The organism is Thermophagus xiamenensis, assembly GCF_900112795.1.
In the GTDB taxonomy this organism is placed as follows: Bacteria; Bacteroidota; Bacteroidia; order Bacteroidales; family Marinilabiliaceae; genus Thermophagus; species Thermophagus xiamenensis.
This window is the reverse complement of sequence record NZ_FONA01000004.1, coordinates 158,472-176,748: the sequence shown is the minus strand read 5'-3', so window position 1 is coordinate 176,748 and position 18,277 is coordinate 158,472. Positions and strand designations below refer to the sequence as shown.

General features: G+C 35.8%; 10 protein-coding genes and 3 tRNA genes. 4 read left to right on the top strand and 9 right to left on the bottom strand.

Going from position 1 to position 18,277, the window contains the following annotated elements; genetic code table 11:
* Positions 1–550 precede the first annotated feature (550 nt).
* On the bottom strand, positions 551–1,171 hold the full coding sequence (locus BM130_RS03615; protein ID WP_138956924.1) for a hypothetical protein: 621 nt from the start codon (positions 1,169–1,171) through the stop codon (positions 551–553).
* Positions 1,172–2,236: 1,065 nt separating this feature from the next.
* Between BM130_RS03615 and BM130_RS03610 the strand changes: the two genes are divergently transcribed.
* The gene (locus tag BM130_RS03610; protein ID WP_010528250.1) at positions 2,237–2,896 is read left to right on the top strand and encodes a PQLLE family protein; all 660 of its coding nucleotides are present in this window, start codon (positions 2,237–2,239) and stop codon (positions 2,894–2,896) included.
* Between the two features lie 302 nt (positions 2,897–3,198).
* Here the strand turns inward: BM130_RS03610 and BM130_RS03600 are convergent, their stop codons facing one another.
* From BM130_RS03600 to BM130_RS03580, 5 genes are all read right to left on the bottom strand, one after another.
* Positions 3,199–5,748 (bottom strand): DEAD/DEAH box helicase family protein, encoded by a 2,550-nt coding sequence (locus BM130_RS03600; protein ID WP_010528249.1) that lies wholly within the window; start codon positions 5,746–5,748, stop codon positions 3,199–3,201.
* Positions 5,748–6,341, bottom strand: a complete 594-nt coding sequence (locus BM130_RS03595; protein ID WP_010528248.1) for a hypothetical protein — start codon at positions 6,339–6,341, stop codon at positions 5,748–5,750. Before BM130_RS03595 ends, BM130_RS03600 begins: the two co-directional genes overlap by 1 nt.
* Before the next feature lie 3 nt (positions 6,342–6,344).
* Positions 6,345–8,294: a DNA methyltransferase gene (locus tag BM130_RS03590; protein WP_010528247.1), complete on the bottom strand. Its 1,950-nt coding sequence runs from the start codon at positions 8,292–8,294 to the stop codon at positions 6,345–6,347.
* Between the two features lie 585 nt (positions 8,295–8,879).
* A tRNA-Leu gene (locus tag BM130_RS03585) sits at positions 8,880–8,965 on the bottom strand.
* A 21-nt stretch (positions 8,966–8,986) separates the two neighbouring features.
* Positions 8,987–9,059: transfer RNA gene (locus tag BM130_RS03580), tRNA-Gly, on the bottom strand.
* A gap of 797 nt (positions 9,060–9,856) precedes the next feature.
* Here BM130_RS03580 and BM130_RS03575 point away from each other — a divergent pair.
* Positions 9,857–11,233: a 3'-5' exonuclease family protein gene (locus BM130_RS03575; protein WP_029626677.1), complete on the top strand. Its 1,377-nt coding sequence runs from the start codon at positions 9,857–9,859 to the stop codon at positions 11,231–11,233.
* A 1-nt stretch (position 11,234) separates the two neighbouring features.
* Here BM130_RS03575 and BM130_RS03570 read toward each other — a convergent pair whose 3' ends face one another.
* A complete protein-coding gene (locus tag BM130_RS03570) occupies positions 11,235–11,813 on the bottom strand; it encodes a DUF2179 domain-containing protein (protein ID WP_010528245.1) in 579 nt (192 codons plus the stop codon).
* 148 nt (positions 11,814–11,961) lie between these two features.
* Positions 11,962–13,536, bottom strand: coding sequence for a peptide chain release factor 3 (locus BM130_RS03565; RefSeq protein WP_010528244.1), 1,575 nt, complete (start codon positions 13,534–13,536; stop codon positions 11,962–11,964).
* 478 nt (positions 13,537–14,014) lie between these two features.
* Here BM130_RS03565 and thrA point away from each other — a divergent pair, with 478 nt between their 5' ends.
* Positions 14,015–16,450 (top strand): bifunctional aspartate kinase/homoserine dehydrogenase I, encoded by a 2,436-nt coding sequence (gene thrA / locus BM130_RS03560; RefSeq protein ID WP_010528243.1) that lies wholly within the window; start codon positions 14,015–14,017, stop codon positions 16,448–16,450.
* Positions 16,451–16,506: 56 nt separating this feature from the next.
* Here the strand turns inward: thrA and BM130_RS03555 are convergent.
* A tRNA-Gly gene (locus BM130_RS03555) sits at positions 16,507–16,579 on the bottom strand.
* Between the two features lie 324 nt (positions 16,580–16,903).
* Between BM130_RS03555 and BM130_RS03550 the strand changes: the two genes are divergently transcribed.
* Positions 16,904–18,232 (top strand): dihydrolipoamide acetyltransferase family protein, encoded by a 1,329-nt coding sequence (locus BM130_RS03550; protein ID WP_010528242.1) that lies wholly within the window; start codon positions 16,904–16,906, stop codon positions 18,230–18,232.
* Positions 18,233–18,277 lie beyond the last annotated feature (45 nt).

Genomic DNA, 18,277 nt, shown 5'->3' with positions numbered 1-18,277 from the left:
CTGTTTACTACTTATTATGAATTAAACTTAGTTTTCCCGGCTTTTTTTGGGGCAGGGAACAAATTTTTTTATTGGTTAGGCTTTATACGTATTGGATGCCAAATAGGTTTTACATCATTCAAACCCTCTTTTTTTGTTTGGGTAGATTACATTGTGCTGATGGTGTTTTTTATTTGATATATACATAATTAAGTTATAGCCTCAAATTTATTCCAACAATCCATTTAGTTGGTATGTTAGTCTTTTTTAACAATATCTTATATTTATTTAATTAGCACGCCAATAAAGGTTTTCAGGGGTAAGTTTTAAAGTGATAAAACTTTTTTATATGTTACTTTAAGTAAAATTGAGAATTAATGGCAAGCATTCAATTAACAATGGCTGCTTATTGAATTAAGGTTCGTAATATGGTAATTTCTTTTCGACGATATGGGGTAGAATATATAATTGGTGAGGTTCCAAAGTCGTTATTATGTTGATAAAAAACAGCGGGTATTAAATAGAAATACTTTAATTCAATACCCGCATTAATTTATAAGATTCTAATTGTTTATTTTTTCTTTATTAATTGGTATGGTTTTAATTCCGATTTTGAACGTGAAAATTCCTGCCATGTCCATTCAACTTCAATATATTCAAGGCTCCCTTTATAATATCCTTTGATAGTTTCATCATTATTCGTTACACATTCTATTGAAATTATATAATCACTACCGTCTTTTGAAATCGTAACTGTCCCGTCGGTAATTTCAGAAAAAGATTCCGGCTCATCATCTTCTGAATCGTAATTATATACATATTCGCCATAATCAAAAGTTCCTTTGGAGTAGGGTATTTCCTCCGAAAAAGTATAGGTTGTTTCATCCAGTGAACTTCCTGACTCTGAAAACATTTCAAAATATAACAAGTGACCGTTGCCTTCGAAATAATGTTCGCCATCAAGCTCCTCTACGGTTAGGCCTTCTGTATATAGAGTTAAGTCAGTATTATATCCTTCATGCCATAATTCGCTATCGTCAATACCCCAATTTACCAGGAGCCCTCCTGATATAATAAACTCATTTTCCCCAACGTTAAAATAATTTTTCTCACTCTCTTCATCATCCTCACAACCCGAGAAAAAAATAACTGTTAAAGCTAATCCTGTTAATAATTTTGTAAATTTTTTCATGTGATTAGTAATTGAATTGTTAATAAAATAAGTTGGAAAATTAATTTGGTTAATAATTTTGAATTTGTTACAGTGTGAATAATTTTCTATATCCTTTTGCGAAATTTGGTAATTTATTGTTTTTGCATTAATTAACAAGGTAGTAAATTCAGTGTCAAGTTCTGCAATAAGTCACAGTTAAGTCATATTTCAATTTAACCTCATTTTAAAACTGAGTGTAAATGTAATTTTACAATATTATTTTTCAAAATTTTTTATATTTAATGATGTATACTTCAATTTTGGCTTTATTGATTGTTAAATTGTATTTCCGAAATTCTTAGGCTAAGATTTTCAAAATAAATCTCCCAAAAGTTATTTTATTTTTTACTTCGGTTCTATTGTTTTATTGGCCAATCGTCCGACATATACAATCAAAAAAAAACATTTATATATAATGAAATATTGACTAATTAATTCCGGTCCTAATACAAATATATTATCAAAATTTTATATCCTGTTTAGAGCCTTAATTTTCCTGTTTGGAAAAGGATAGCTAATAAAGTTGAAAATTATTTTATATTTGACTGAAGGCTTCTTAGTTGTTAAATACTTAATTTTTTGAAGTTAAAAAATGTTAATCCAATTATCGTTTTATAACTTTAATAAGCAGGATTCGTATAAACGTTTGCACATTTCTAAAAATTATTCTTCAAATAATTGTAACTACCTTAATGAAATACCAAGTAAGAAATGGTATAATTGAAGCAAAGCATCGGTAACACGAAGCAATTAAAAGTAAAATTGAAGCAACACTCGGGTTACTTGAAGCAAAGTTCGAGAAATATAAAGCAATAGTTGGGAAATATAAAGCAATGCTTGAGAAACTGCAAGCATCGTTCGGGGAACGTGAAGCAATGAAGGGGAAACTTGAAGCATTGAAGGGGTAACTTGAAGCATTGCTTTGGAAATATAAAATAATAGGTAGGGCACTTAAAGAAGTATCTCAAAAATTTAATCATTTTGATTCTTTAAATCTTCATGTCTCAAAAAGGTATTATATGTTAAACTTAAAATTGAACAAATATGCCGACAAGACCTAGATTTTCAGAATCAGAGATTTTAGAGCAATACAGAATTTCGTTGGACAATGCCCAAAACCAGTCTGAAATTGCATCGGCTTTGGCTGAATTGGGTTATGATGCCGAAACCATTGCTCAAGGTAAAGCCCTGTATAACAAAGCACGCGATGCTTTCGATGCCAACAAAACAGAAGATGATGAAACGGCCGAAACCTACAAACGTTGGTTCGACTTGAAAGAAAATCTTGCCAACAGGTATAGCCTCGACCGAAAAAAAGCTAAAGTTATTTTCCGAAAAGATGAAGTTACCAAAGAAAAATTAGGGGTTACCGGTATTTTGCCTAAAGCTTATGTTAATTGGCTCGAAACAGTGAAGAAATTTTATTCGGTGGCCCTCAGCGATACCGATATTCAAGCTAAACTTGCCCGTCTTAAAATTACTCCTGAACATCTTGATGAAACCAACCAGTTAATAACTGAAGTGGAAGCCGCCAGATCTGACTATCTTAGAGAGGTAGGGGAGTCCCAAAATGCCACCAAGGTTAAAGATTCTGCTCTCGCAGAATTGGATGATTGGATGCGCGATTTCTATGCTGTAGCTAAAATTGCCCTTGATGACAAACCTCAGCTTTTGGAAGCTTTAGGAAAGTTTGTTAGAAGCTAATACCCTTTTTGATAGTAATTTTTGTCTAAGGACTTTATCAATGTTTTCCACCTACTAAGGTGCATATACACCAGAAGATTTGTAAGCATAAAAAGTGATACATGCAGAATTAAGATGGGAAAAGGACTGATGGTTCGGCTGTTTGATAGGATTTACAAGTTTAACATTTTTTTGTAAAAGATTTAGATAACCAAATCCTAAAAAACTATTTATTTTCTGCCTGTATCTCTTTTTTTTATTCTGTTTGTGGCAAACCTGTTTTGTATTGAGTATTCCCATTTAACGGCATAATAAATCGATAATTAGCATTTCAGTGTTTGTTCCAATGTTTTTTTAAATTCATTCTCGTTTTTATTATTGTAAAAGGGCATGCCTGTAATTAAATAATGCTCTTTGTCAATTGCAATCATTCTCTTTGCATTACGAATCTCGTTAAGAAAGTCTTCTTTCCATTTGTCGGTAGCCATTAAATGCGACCCTTTGGGTTCAATAAATATCTGATATGTCAGCCTTTCCCCTTCGATTGGTTTACAGAATAAAATGAAGTCAGGTTCAAATGCTCTGCCATGCTTGTCATATATTTTAAGCGTTCGTTCATTGCGTATTAGATATATGTCTTTAAACTTTTTCTTTAAAGAATCAATACACCTGGAAAACATTTTTACAAACTCTTTTTCTTCACTTGTCCCGTAATTGGCATTGTAAATGTACCAATCCGATTGGCTTACTAAATCAAACTGTCCTTCCGCCTTGATACTATTTTGAGGAACTTTTATGGTTTTACTTTTAAAAATTTTGTGGATAAAATCATAGAAATAATCGGAACCTTCATATTCAGTAATATTGGATTTTATCTCCAATTCAATGGTGGTCAATAGTCCGTCCAGGGCCATTAAATAGTCCGTGTTATTAATGGATGTCAATCGCTCTTTTGTACCACTAAATGTAATCTCTAAACCACCCAAATAGTTTGGGCTTTCAATAAAATGTGATAAAGATTGAATATGGGGAAAATATTTTGTTAAATTATCGAATCGATAAAATTGATTTTGAGATAAGGCAAAGCGTATAATGTGATTCGGAATATCTTTTATTGAAATATCCTTTTGTTCAAAATTTCCTGTTGGCTCATAAACTTCATCTTGTGCAAGAATGCCGGTCATTTTCCCATGGCCAGAGGAGAGGGTGTGATTGTAATTTTTTTTCTTTACACCCAAGTCGGCAAATGAACTTACATTGTTATAGCCCTTTCTGACTTTTTTGTTAAATATTACCTTCCCGGTCTTGTAAAATTCTGTTGCCTTGAACGAAGATTTTAATTCCAGGTTAACAGTTAAACTGTTTTCTTCGTCTTCATATATTCCTGTATCTAGAAGAGCCTGTTTGAGTTCAGAGATGTATCGGCTATCTTCTTTGGTATGATAATAAAGCTCTTCTAGAATTTTTAGGTCATTGGACACATCTTCATCAAATTTTCTTGTATACGGATCTTGGCCTTCTTCTACCGAAAAAGGAAAATATCTGGCACCCCGACCAATTAATTGAGCTTCGGATATGGTGGTTTTGCCCGGTTTGCCGAAACGTCCGTCTCTTCCTTCGTATAATCGAACAATATCAAAAAGGTTCAGGACATCCCAGCCTTCATCAAGCTTTTTCACGGCAAAGACGGCTCTAACAGGGTTGTTCTCATCTTCCAAAGTGTTGAGCAATATTTGATTGGTCTCTGCTTCTGTATCATTGTTGGCGCTTATGCAGTTCTCCTTTTTGAAATTAGCTTTTATTCGTTGGGCTATATCGTTGAAGAAAAGACCCTTTGTTTCAAAAAACTGAAATGCCTTTTGCACTATTGGAACGGTAGAGGTTGCCCGGATTTTTTCAACCATTTCAGCTGACAACTCTTCAATCAGTTTGTGAAAATTAGCTTGGTTTTTCTTGGATTCGGCTATAGAACGTTTCGCTTTAAATAAAATGACTGGCTTTAAATTAATATTATGTGACGTGGCAAGTTCCTGACGATATAAATTTAAAATTAGTGCCTGGATAATTCGCTCTTTATCTTCATAATTTGAACGTATCAGGTTTATTTCTTTGGAATATTTATCTAAACGAAATTGGGCCAGGTCATATTTATAAATGACTTTGTTTTTGTATTTCTCGGCTAATTCCTGGCTTTCGTAATCTAAGGTAGCAGTAAATTCCAGCAGTAAATTATTAAGGTTTGAATTTAAAATTTTTAAAACAGTATCTTCCCAGTTACCAAACAAGATGCCACTTTTGGTTCCTGAGCTTAAATGATGAGCTTCATCGGCTATAAGTACCAGCGAGCGGTTTTCAAAATCTTCGTAGGTTACGCTATTTTCTTTGGTATTGTTTAGGTCAAGGTGCAGCTGCTGAATTGTGGTAAACTTAATGTTAATATTTTCTGAATCGGCTTCTTCAAAGCTTTTAATTTCCTTAATAACTACCTCGCGACCATCAATTACGATTTTGTTTTTGAACAGGTATTTGCTGGCTTGCGGATTAAGAAAGTTGTCCTTAGTCTTTTTTATTATGTTGTTACTGTTTACAAAGAATAAGAAGTTTCGGTATCCTTTTTGGAAAAGATATAGCATTAATCCGGCCATAATTAGCGTTTTCCCACTCCCGGTAGCCATATTGTAAAGAAGATGTATTGGTTTCGTCGGTTTAGGGTCGAAATCTTCACTATCTAAATATATGAAACGCTTAAATGCCTCCTGCTGATAGGGGCGTTGCTTAAATTTCAGATTATCGCTTATCCAGTCGGGTATTTTTATTTTTGCTAAAACTTGTCGTGCTATGGGATTTTCAAATATTTCGTACAAGTATGCCATTAAATAAATCCTTTTTGTGATATTATTAACTCGTTTCCCCAAAGTTTAACCAAATATGCAATATCTATCGGTACAAATGTGGATGAACCATCTCTATTGTACTTTACCGGACAAATTAATTTTCCATCCCGAATTTTACAGGTCATTTGTCCATTATCTTCTATTATTATTTGGTTGTTTTTTATTTTGTCGTAAACATTGCTTAAATCGATAACCGCAAATTTCACAAAATCGGTACACTCTCTATAGCGGATTTTGTAACAATTTGTTATGCCATAGGTGAAATAATCGGCTTTTATTTTGTAAAATTCTGAGGCACGTCGATTAATGTGGGCATTGTTATCACGTCGATATCTTATTGTGAAATCGGTATATTGCTGATAGGTTACATCTCTAAAGCACTCTTGAACTGTTTTTATTTGTCCATATTGGTCTCTAAAGATGTAATCAATCCCTTTATTAATATCGATAGTGGAAGCTAAAGTTTTGTTTAGACGAATTTGCTTCCATCTCCATGGAGTATAAATTTTAGGAAGGGCAAGATTCCTGTGAATGAAATCGGTAAAGGCTCTGTCAAATTCATGGGATGTCATTGGTTATAAATTGTAAAAATTTTTCGTTACCTCAATTTCGTTTGTAGTACATTTAAAATCCTTATCGTATAAAGATGATAGATTGACGTAAAGTTGATTTTTATCTAAAATTTCGAACAAAAATTGTTTCTGCTCGGCAAGGGATAAGGCTGTGAAGTCTTGTATTGCCGCATCCTGCCTCTGGATGTCAACATTATAATTGAGGAACGACCGCTCTTTCATTTGGTTCCATATTTTTAGCAACTCCTCGGTCGAGGTACTGCTTGCAATAGATTCAATAAAATTCTGATTGTATTTTTTGAGTTCCAGATAGGTAAATGAACCACCTCCTTGCCAATTAATTGTTTTTGAAATACCTGTGGGGTCGCCATTTATGACTTTTTGAAGTCTGACCACACTGTCGTTTTCCTTGTAATCCAACTGTTCAACGCCTATATATTGGCGATTCATTTTGTGGGCAACGGCAGCCGTGGTTCCGCTCCCTAAATGGTAATCGAGAACAATATCGTTTTCGTTCGTCGTTAATTCCATAATCCTTTTCAAAAGTTTTTCCGGTTTTTTCCCGCCAGGTAAATTAACACCTCCTTCATTTTGATTGGTCTGAAATATTTCATCATCCCACATATCTGAGATGAGCGTCCCAAAATAATACTTACCGTTATCTTTTACTAACCGTTCTTTTAATGGAATAAAGACACCCTTTTTATATATCAGTACTTTCTGATTGAAATTGTTGGTATATTCTATAACATCGTCAATATCTTGCGACTGACGGATAACTGCTTTGATTTTTTCACCCGCTTTTTTATTGTTTTTCTCGAGTGAATAAATGTTTTCCGGATTTTTTAATACGTATTCCTCTAATTCGGCATCGCTTTTAAACACCTTTTTTAAGTCTTTGACATGGTACTTGTTATTGACCTTTTTAACCTCGTACCGATAGTTTTTATTAAAGTTACTCTTAACATATATGGGTTTAAAACGATAGGTTGGATTTTTAGAATAAAACAATAAATATTCCTTTACTTTAAACAGCCGTTCTCCTCGCTTAACATTTACAGCGTTAACACCACTGGGCGTGCTGGTCTTAACAACAATGGTTTCTCTGTAATTCTCTTTACCAAAAACTTCATCCATCAATACCTTTAAATAAGCTTGTTCATGATCATCACATTGAACAAAGATCGCCCCATCATTATGAAGAAGGGCTTTAGCTACCTCTAACCGATTTTTCATAAAGGTAAGCCACGTAGATTGGTTAAAGGAATCGTTGTAATTAAAGCCATCGTTGCCTGTATTATAGGGAGGGTCAATATAAATCAGTTTAACCTTTGCAGCAAATACTTTTATTAACGAGTGGAGGGCCAGCAAATTATTGCCTTTAATTATTAAGTTGTCTGTGATGGTATCTAGAGGTAGTTCTCTTTTTCGGTTGAGCGCTGCATCCCTGGTGAAGGATTTAAACCTGTGTTCCCCCTCTATATCGTAAACTTTAGCATTGGTCAATACTTTGGGTTCCAATAGTTGAGTGATTTCATCTTGTGCCAATAGTTCATTAAAAAAAATTTCGTCTTTCTTTTGTTCTTCGCGTGATTGTCCACCCTCCAATAAGCAGTCTTTAAATGGCCATACCAACGCTACTTCATTATTTTGATTCAAAAATTTGTGGTTAATGATAAAGCCTACCTTATTTTTGTATTTTGTATAGCTATCGTTTAGGTAATTCTTCATCTCCAAAAAGGAGATGAATTTTTCTTGTTTAAAAACCAAAATGCCATCAACTTCTACAAAAAAGGCTTCTTTTAGTTGGGGGTGGTCCACTAGCAGTTTTAATAGTTCCGGGTCGTAATTTCTGGCCAGGTCTATTATGACCCATTTTTTTAATTCGCCATTGTCAGCTACCAATTGGGGGGCCTTTTTTAGCTGATGAACCACTATTTCGTATAACTTCATTTGTTCAGCTTATTTTCTTAAATTTCAAAATTGGAACCCAAAATTAGGAAAATTATATTTTGAAGGGAATGTTCTTGCTGTTGATTATGGTTGTATTTAGTAATATTACAGTTTAAAATCTGATTCTTATTGGGCTATATTGTGTAGAAGGTAGAATTGATTTGTCATGTCATCAAAATAGAAATCAAAAAGGATGGTGCTATACAACAAGAAGTAACTTTTTAGTCAATACATTTCTATGAGGTTTAATCCCAATATTCTAATCTTGGGAAAAGCATTTCAATTATAAATAATTTACCTATTACAGCCATTTGACTGCATAAGTATTTAATGATTAAATTGTGCTTCCTGACTAAAGAATTACATACATAAGTATTGCTTATATGCGCCTTTATTTAATCGCAGAATGGTAAGCTTCAATTTTCAAAACCTCTTAACTAAATTGATTGAAATTATTGATTTGATTGTTTGTTGAATAAGAAGTATTTAATAGAATTTACCTGTTACCCTTCAATCCAAGAATAGATTGCAAAAAAAAAATCAACTAAGTAGTTGATTAATAGAAAAATAAAGAAAGATCTATTGTGCCCAGAACAGGACTCGAACCTGCACGGCCTTTAACGGCCACCAGCCCCTCAAGCTGGCGTGTCTACCAATTCCACCATCTGGGCTAAATTTGCCTACTTAGCTTGAGCGGAAAACGGGACTCGAACCCGCGACCCCGACCTTGGCAAGGTCGTGCTCTACCAACTGAGCTATTTCCGCATGTCTTTTTCCTACTTCCTCACAAACCCTTTCCCTTAGCGCTTGCAAAGGTAAAAAAATTTTGTTTTCTCAAAACCTTTTTGCGTTCAAAAAATAACCCATTCTTTTTCTAAAATTTCTAGTTCCTTCATTTTCATCCGTATAAAATTTATCTAAGTTATTGGCCGGATGGATCTCGCATGGCTTAAGTTTATACATGTTCTTATTGTGACAAACTTTCCTGGTCATGCTCGTTTCATCCGTATAAAATGTACTTACTTCATTGATATATTGATTCTTAAAAGTAGTCAATGGTGGTTAGTTGTTAGTCACTAATTATTTAACACTAACCACTTGTTGACTAATGACTTCTTCTGCCTTCTGCCTGTGCACTTCTGCCTTTGTCTTTTATACATGTTCTTTTGTGGCGAAAGCCGCCATGCTCGTTTCATTCGTATAAATTTAGATTATGCAAAAAAAGGGATGACCCTCACAGTTGTGCGGATCATCCCTTCAATAGGGTGCCGCACCAGTTTGGATTATTTAAACTCCTGACGACAGGATTTGAGTACACCCGTTAAGCGGGGATCCTCCGTGTCCGAAGACAACCCGAAGGTTGAGGCCTGCCCTTTTAACGGATAGTTTAACTCGGTATGTTTGTAGTGTTGAGTTTAACAATCAAAAATCCGGTGCGGCATATTTTTTATGCTCTTCTCTTACTTGTCAATGATCTTCTATTGCAAAAATAGGCTAATCCGTCGTTGTATGCAAGACTTTGGGGCCTTTTTAATCATTATTTTTTCAATACATTTGCACCCATGGTTAAACCTCCCAGATATTCAGTTATTGACGTGGAAACTACCGGTGGAAAACCCGGGATAGGTCGCATTACAGAAATTGCTATTTTTCGGATGGAAGGAACCGAAATTGTTGACCATTTCACCTCACTTGTTAATCCGGAAATTACTATTCCTTATTATATAAGTAGGCTTACGGGTATTACTAACGAAATGGTGAAAGATGCACCCCGTTTTTATGAAATTGCCAAACGCATTGTTGAACTAACCGAAAATACCATTTTTGTTGCGCACAATGTTTCTTTCGATTATCATTTCATTCAAAAAGAGTTTGAATCGCTTGGTTATAAATATGAAAGGGACCAGTTATGTACAGTCAGATTGTCAAGAAAAATTTTGCCCGGTCGACCTTCTTATAGTCTTGGAAATTTGTGTCAAGAACTGAATATCCCTTTATCCGACAGACATCGTGCGGGAGGAGATGCACATGCAACAGCGTTGCTTTTAAAATACTTAATCGAGAAAAAGGGGGATTTTATATTCCCGCCTCAAGCCTTCGACACCTCTCACTTGCATCCCAATTTTGATTCTAACCAAGCCAAAAGCCTCCCTGAAAAAACCGGAATTTACATTTTCTTTAATGATAACGGAGAGGTAATTTATGTTGGCAAAAGCTGTAACATCAAAAAAAGAGTTTTATCTCATTTGCGTGTAAGAGATAAATCTAAACGTCAAATGGTTCAACAGCTGGTCGATGTTGAGGCCATTGTTACAGGCTCGGAATTAATCGCATTATTGATGGAGGCAGAGCAAATTCAAAAACATAAACCACCTTTTAATAAGGCACTTAAAAAGAATAATTTCGCTTGGGGTATTTATTACTATATCGACAGAAAAGGTTACATCCGTTTTTTTGTAGAACGTACTACAAAAATGACTAGTACCCCTGTAGCATCCTTTTCTTCCAAGTCGAATGCATGTAAATATTTGGCACAGTGGGTACAAAAAAACAGGTTGTGCCGTTTTTTGTCCGGATTAGAAGATACTTCAAACGGTTGCTTTGATTTTCAATTAAATCAATGTTCCGGGGCTTGCCAGGGCATCGAAAAACCTGAGGATTATAATCTAAGAGCTCTCAACCTGCTGAAGCAACAGAACTTGCCACATCACAATTTTGTGATTGTGGATAAAGGACGTCAATTACAAGAAAAATCTTTTGTTTGGGTCGATAAGGGCGAGGTAAGAGGTTATGGGTGGATAAACAATGAGGTTACAATAACCTCCCCTTACATGTTGGAAGATTTTCTGGTCGGCGGAAAGGATGACCGCCATGCTCGCATCATTATTCGGTCTTGGCTGTCGGCCAAAAAAGACCATGTGCAGCTTTTGACCTATTGATTTATTTTCCTTTTCTGCGTGGGAAATTACCACTGGTTCTGGCCAAACTTTTTACCGGAAAAACCCCTTGATTCGCAAATCGTACATCTTCAATGATATAAAAAGCTTTTGGATTATATTCTTTTATCAGGCTGGTGGCTTCCTTAAATCCTGAGCGTTTGATAACACAATATATTACTGTTACTTCACCTCGGGAACCATGGGCTTCATGCCAGGTAACTCCAAAGCCTTGACTTGCCAATTTTTTTGCTAATTCTTCGCCGGGGTTTTGCGTGATTATTTGCAAGTTAACATACCCTAATGCAAGTTTTTCTTCTATCTTGAGACCTATGTAATTTCCTGTTGCAAATCCGCCTGAATAGGCAATGAAATAAAACCAATTATCCAGATTTTGAAAGATTTTGGTCATCGCTATCAGCCAGATAAATATCTCAAAAAATCCCAATAGCGGTGCCAGCATCTTCAACCCTTTTGAGATGAAAACTATCCTGACGGTTCCAATGGTTACATCCGCTACCCTGGCTAAAAATATCATTGCCGGTATTAATACCCAGCTGTACCAAAAACTTTCTGTAATCATAAAATTTTAATCTAAATGATGTTATTTAATATGCTTTTATATAGGCTGTTATTCGATTTTTAGTTATCCTTTTGAAGTATTGCTGTATCTTGTTAGGATAAATGCCCCATCTTTTGTAATTATTTATTCCATTTATTACTTCAAAAGATTAAAATTCTGAAGTAAAATGAAAGCGGATGTTTTTATAGTTTTCTCGGGCCATGTCTAACATATATGCTGAATCGGCTAAAAATACATCCCGACCAAATTTGTCTTTGGCCATATATTGATGTTTTCGTTTTTTGAAATCCTCTAACTCCGCTGAATCCTGAGATTCTATCCAGCACGCTTTGTATAGATTAATAGGTTCGTACCGACAAGAAGCACCATATTCATGTAATAATCGATACTGGATAACCTCAAACTGCAGAGCACCGACAGTCCCAATTATCTTTCGACCATTAAACTGACTAACAAACAATTGCGCCACACCTTCATCCATAAGTTGGTCGATACCTTTGGCCAGCTGTTTCGATTTCATCGGATCGGCATTTTCTATATAGCGAAATAATTCGGGCGAAAAGCTGGGTAATCCTTTAAAATTCAGATTTTCTCCTTCGCTAAGACTGTCGCCAATTTTAAAATTACCGGAATCCGGAATACCAATTATATCACCAGGGAAGGCCTCGTCAATAATCGACTTTTTTTCTGCCATAAAAGCCGTTGGGCTGCTAAACTTCATCAGTTTTCCTAAACGAACATGTTTGTAGTTGGTATTTCGTTTAAAATGGCCTGAACAAATTTTTACAAAGGCAATTCTATTTCGGTGATTAGGATCCATATTTGCATGAATCTTAAAAACAAAACCGCTGAATTTCTCTTCATCGGGTTTCACTTCCCGCTCCTCAGCATGCGAAGGTCGAGGCGAGGGAGCTATCTCTAAAAAACAATGTAATAGTTCTCGAACACCAAAATTATTTAAAGCACTTCCAAAAAATACAGGCGCTAGCTTTCCTGCCAGGTATTCGTCTTTTCGAAATTCGGGATATACCCCTGTAACTAATTCTAATTCTTCGCGTAGTGTGCCGGCCAAACTTTCACCAATCTCTTCTTCCAGCTTACTGTCAGATAGTTTCAGACTTATACCTTCTTCAATTGTTTGTTTATTGGGATGAAATAAGTATAAGTTTTCTTCATGTAAATTATATACGCCCTTAAAATCAGTACCGTTTCCAATCGGCCAACTTAGTGGACGAACTTCTATTTTAAGCTCTTCCTCTATTTCGTCAAGAATATCAAAAGGGTCTCGTGAAGGTCGATCCATCTTGTTAACAAAAACTATTACCGGTGTATTCCGCATCCGGCATACTTCCATCAGTTTTCTTGTTTGGGCTTCTACACCTTTGGCCGCATCTATTACAATAATGACACTATCTACCGCAGTTAAAGTCCGATAGGTATCTTCGGCAAAATCCTGGTGACCGGGTGTATCTAAAATATTTATTTTGTATCCATTATATTCAAAGCCCATTACCGAAGTGGCAACAGAGATTCCACGTTGTTTCTCTATTTCCATAAAATCAGAGGTGGCTGTCTTTTTTATCTTATTTGACTTAACAGCCCCGGCTACATGAATGGCACCACCGTAAAGCAATAATTTCTCGGTAAGGGTAGTCTTCCCGGCATCGGGGTGACTTATGATGCCAAAAGTTCTACGCCTTTGTATTTCCTCTTTAAATGTCATTTTGTCTTTTTTTTCAGGCTGCAAAATTAGTCATTGTTATTAAACCCCAAAGCTATTTGAGCGCTTTTAATTTCAGTGGCATCAATTTGGAAAACCGTTCATGTGTAGCCCGGGATTAACCCCTTGCTTTCGCTGTCTGTAGAAATTTTTATAAAAAATAGGGAAAAATGAAAACTTATGACCGTGCTTTTAAAATTTTGCCAGCAAACTTATATTTGTTAAAACAATGTTTGGTAAATCTTTTAAATTGTAACATTTGTCATATATTCTTCGGTTTTTTTCTAAATTTGCTTTTTTCGATTTATTAATTCGTTTTTATAATTTCACTTTTGATTGGTCCAATCAAAATAAATTAACTAATACTTTAAATTAATAAAATATAATACTGTAAATTAATATTTTAAACTTTTAATGTAGTTTTAAAAGGTAGTAATTTCCTAAATAAAAAATCTATAATCAAAAAACAGGCAATTATCTGATGAAGGTATTAAAATTTGGAGGAACATCTGTCGGCACTGCCGAAAACATTAAAAAAGTTAAAGAAATTGTAGAGGGTCAAAAAGGCCAAATAGTAGTCGTCGTTTCTGCTTTTGGAGGAATAACTGACCGCTTGATACGTGCAGCTCATAAAGCTGCCGAGGGAAATCCTGTTTATGCTACAGATATTGATAATATTATTGATGATCATCTACAGATCATTGATACATTATTTCCTGATATAGCTGCCAATACAGCTATCCGAAATGGGGTAGAACCAATTTTTGATGAACTTAAATCTATCAACAAAGGGGTATTTTTAATACGCGAACTTAGCGAAAAGAGTCTCGCCAGTATTTCGGGAATAGGCGAGAGACTGTCTTCCAAAATCATAGCAGCCTATTTGGGCGCTCGCTGGTTCGACAGTCGATTATATATTAAGACATTTGTAGAATATGGCCGAGTTCATGCTGACCTCGTCTATACCTATAAACATTTAAGAGAAATACAACCACAGTTGGCTGATCTATCGCTTTTCCCAGGGTTTATTAGTAGTAATGCAAGAGGAGAGAATACAACCCTTGGGCGAGGTGGTTCCGACTATACTGCCTCTATCTTAGCTTCGGCTTTTGATGCTGAAATGCTTGAAATATGGACCGATGTGGATGGTTTTATGACGGCTGATCCAAAGGTAATTAGTCGGGCTTATTGTATCGAGCATTTAAGTTATGCCGAAGCTATGGAACTCTCGCATTTTGGTGCTAAAGTGATTTATCCGCCTACTATTTTACCTGTATACCAAAAGAATATACCTATTACTATAAAAAATACCTTTAATCCCTCGGCACCCGGTACTTTAATAAACGGTAGGCAAGAAACTGCAGGTCAAAGACAAATAAAGGGGATTTCTTCTATTAAGAGCGTATCACTTCTTACAATTCAGGGAATAGGGATGGTAGGCGTTTCAGGCATCTCTATGCGTTTGTTTGCGTCGCTTGCCGCGAAAAATATCAATGTTATACTTATCTCTCAGGCTTCTTCTGAAAACAGCATTAGTATAGTTATCGATAGTAGCCAAACTGAATTGGCTAAAATGGCTATTGAGCAAGAATTTAAGAGAGAGCTTTCAGAACGGCATATAAGTAATATTATCATTGACAATGAAATGGCAGTGGTAGCTATTGTTGGTGAAAACATGAAGCATACCACAGGTATTGCCGGATTACTTTTTAATAGCGTTGGAAAAAACGGCGTCAACGTTTATGCTATTGCTCAGGGAGCATCAGAGCTTAATATATCTTTTGTCATTAAAGAAAAAGATATCAAAAAGGCCTTAAATGTTATCCACGAGGCTTTCTTCCTTTCAGATTACTCACGTCTTAACCTGTTTTTGGTTGGTAAAGGAACAGTTGGTAGCCGATTAATACATAAAATTGCCACCCAAAGAGATAAACTCATAAAAAATAATAGTCTCAAAATTAGGTTGGTTGGTCTGGCAGGACGTAATTCAATGATTTTTGACAAAGAGGGACTTGACCCCAATACTGCTATTGAAAAATTGGAGAAAGAGGGTACGCCTGGCGATGTATCTCAATTTCGAGATAAAATTATTGAGATGAATATGGCAAATAGCGTTTTTGTAGATTGCAGTGCCAGTGATGAAGTTGCCAGCCTTTATCTCTCTCTGCTCGAAGCTAATGTGTCGGTTGTAACCGCTAATAAGATTGCTAGTTCTTCTTCCTATGAGACTTATCGCAAACTGAAAGAAACTGCACGTAAAAAAGGAGTGAAATTTTTCTATGAAACCAATGTAGGAGCAGGGTTGCCAATAATTGCACCTATAAATGATTTAGTGCGTAGCGGCGAAAAAATTTTGAAAATGGAAGCTGTACTTTCTGGTACGCTCAATTATATTGTTAATTCGGTATCTGAGAAAAAGCCTCTTTCTCAAGTAATCATAGAAGCCAAAGAGAAGGGGTATAGTGAGCCTGACCCAAGGATTGACCTCAGTGGTACCGATGTGGTCCGAAAAGCCCTTATTTTGGCTCGTGAAGCCGGTTATCCTCTTGAATCATCGGGTGTGGAAGTTGAACCATTTGTGCCGCAACAATATCTGGATTTGCCCTCGCTCGATTTATTTCTCGAAAAAATTGCCGAGCTTGACATTACTTTTGAAAAACGACGCCAAAAGGCACTTGCTGAAAATAAAAAATTACGGTATGCTGCGCATATGACGGCGAATGGTAAAGCAAAAGTAGGACTTATTGAAGTTGACCATAAGCATCCATTCTTTGATTTGGAAGGAAGTAATAATATAGTTTTAATTTGGTCAGAACATTATTTCGAACATCCTATGCAAATTAAAGGATATGGTGCGGGTGCTGATGTTACGGCAGCCGGGGTTTTAGCCGATATTATCAAAGTGGCCAATGTATAGCTCTTGATACCCCATAAAACAAAAAAAGCTGTCGAAATAGGACAGCTTTTTTTGTGAGCGGAAAACGGGACTCGAACCCGCGACCCTCAGCTTGGGAAGCTGATGCTCTACCAACTGAGCTATTTCCGCGTGATTGCTTTTTTTTATCACCTGCAAAAATAAAAAATTTTTCTTTTCGAATTTGTTTTGGGTATCCAATTTTTGGTTGATTTTTATATTTCAATCTTTTGCGCATTCTGTATTTGGCCCTTTTCACACTGTTTCAGCCATTTCTATCGAACTTTTTGAAAAATGTTTTATAAAATGATTTAATGTTTGAACAAAACAGGCTAAATTGTGGTTTTGATGAAAACCAAATGAACAACAACGATTTATTTTTATTTGGATTTGTTTTAAATAGATTAAATTTCTAATTTTGCAATTTGTATATTACAAAAATTAAACTCAATTGATATGTCAACATTTGAAATACTGATGCCCAAAATGGGTGAAAGCGTCGAAGAAGCTACCATTACCAAATGGTTTGTTAAAGTAGGCGATAAAGTAGAAGAAGACGACCCATTACTTGAAATTGCGACCGATAAGGTAGATTCTGAAATTCCTTCACCAGTATCTGGGACTATTAAAGAAATTAAATTTGATGTTGATGCCGTTGTTCCTGTGGGAACTGTTGTCGCGGTAGTTGCCTTAGAAGGTGAAGATTCAGATGTAGAGGAAATAACCACGGAAACGGCTGACAGTAAACCTGAAACACCAATCACAGAGGTTAAGGATAAACCGGTGGCAGCGGTTGCAGCTTCCCAAAAGCCTCTTAACAAGGAAGAAGAAACCATTAAAAGTGACCGTTTTTATTCGCCTTTGGTTAAGAGCATTGCAAAGGAGGAAGGTATTCCGCTGTCTGAGCTCGACAAAATTCCTGGCAGTGGGAAAGATGGTCGAGTTACCAAAGAAGACATGTTGAATTATTTGAAAACACGAAACGCGGAAGGTGTACGTCCATCCAAAGAAATTGTTGGAGCAACCACCGATAAACCTGTGACTTCTATTCAAGCTCCCAAAGTTTCTGCTGGTGCAGGGGATGAAATTGTTGAGATGGATCGCATGAGAAAGCTTATTGCCGACCATATGGTAATGTCTAAGCACGTTTCTCCCCATGTTACTTCTGTGGTTGAAGCTGATGTTACTAACCTGGTAATATGGAGAAATAAAGTTAAAAATCAGTTCCAGGAAAAATATGGCGAAAAATTAACTTTTATGCCGATGTTTGCTGAGGCGGTAGCAAAAGCTCTCAGAGATTTTCCCGGCATTAATGTTTCTGTTGATGGGTATAACATCATCAAACGAAAAAATGTCAATATAGGTATTGCTGTAGCTTTGCCTTCAGGCAACCTTATTGTTCCCGTTGTAAAACAAGCCGACCAAAAAAATATTGTGGGACTTGCTTCCGAAATTAATCGTTTGGCCGAAGCTGCCAGAAACAATAAGTTATCGAGTGATGATATTCAAGGAGGAACATTTACTATTACCAACTTTGGTTCATTTAAAAATACTATAGGTACACCTATTATCAATCAACCACAAGTGGCTATACTGGCTACAGGTACTATTGAGAAAAAACCGGCGGTAATTGAAACGCCTACAGGTGACGCTATTGCTATCCGGCATAAAATGTTTCTATCTCTCTCATACGACCATCGCGTTGTTGATGGTGCTTTAGGTGGTATGTTTTTACGGAAAATTGCCGACTATTTGGAAAATGCTGATGTAAACAGGGAAATTTAATCCCTGTTATTTATTTTTCGTAAAATTTCCGGGGATTACGGGTAT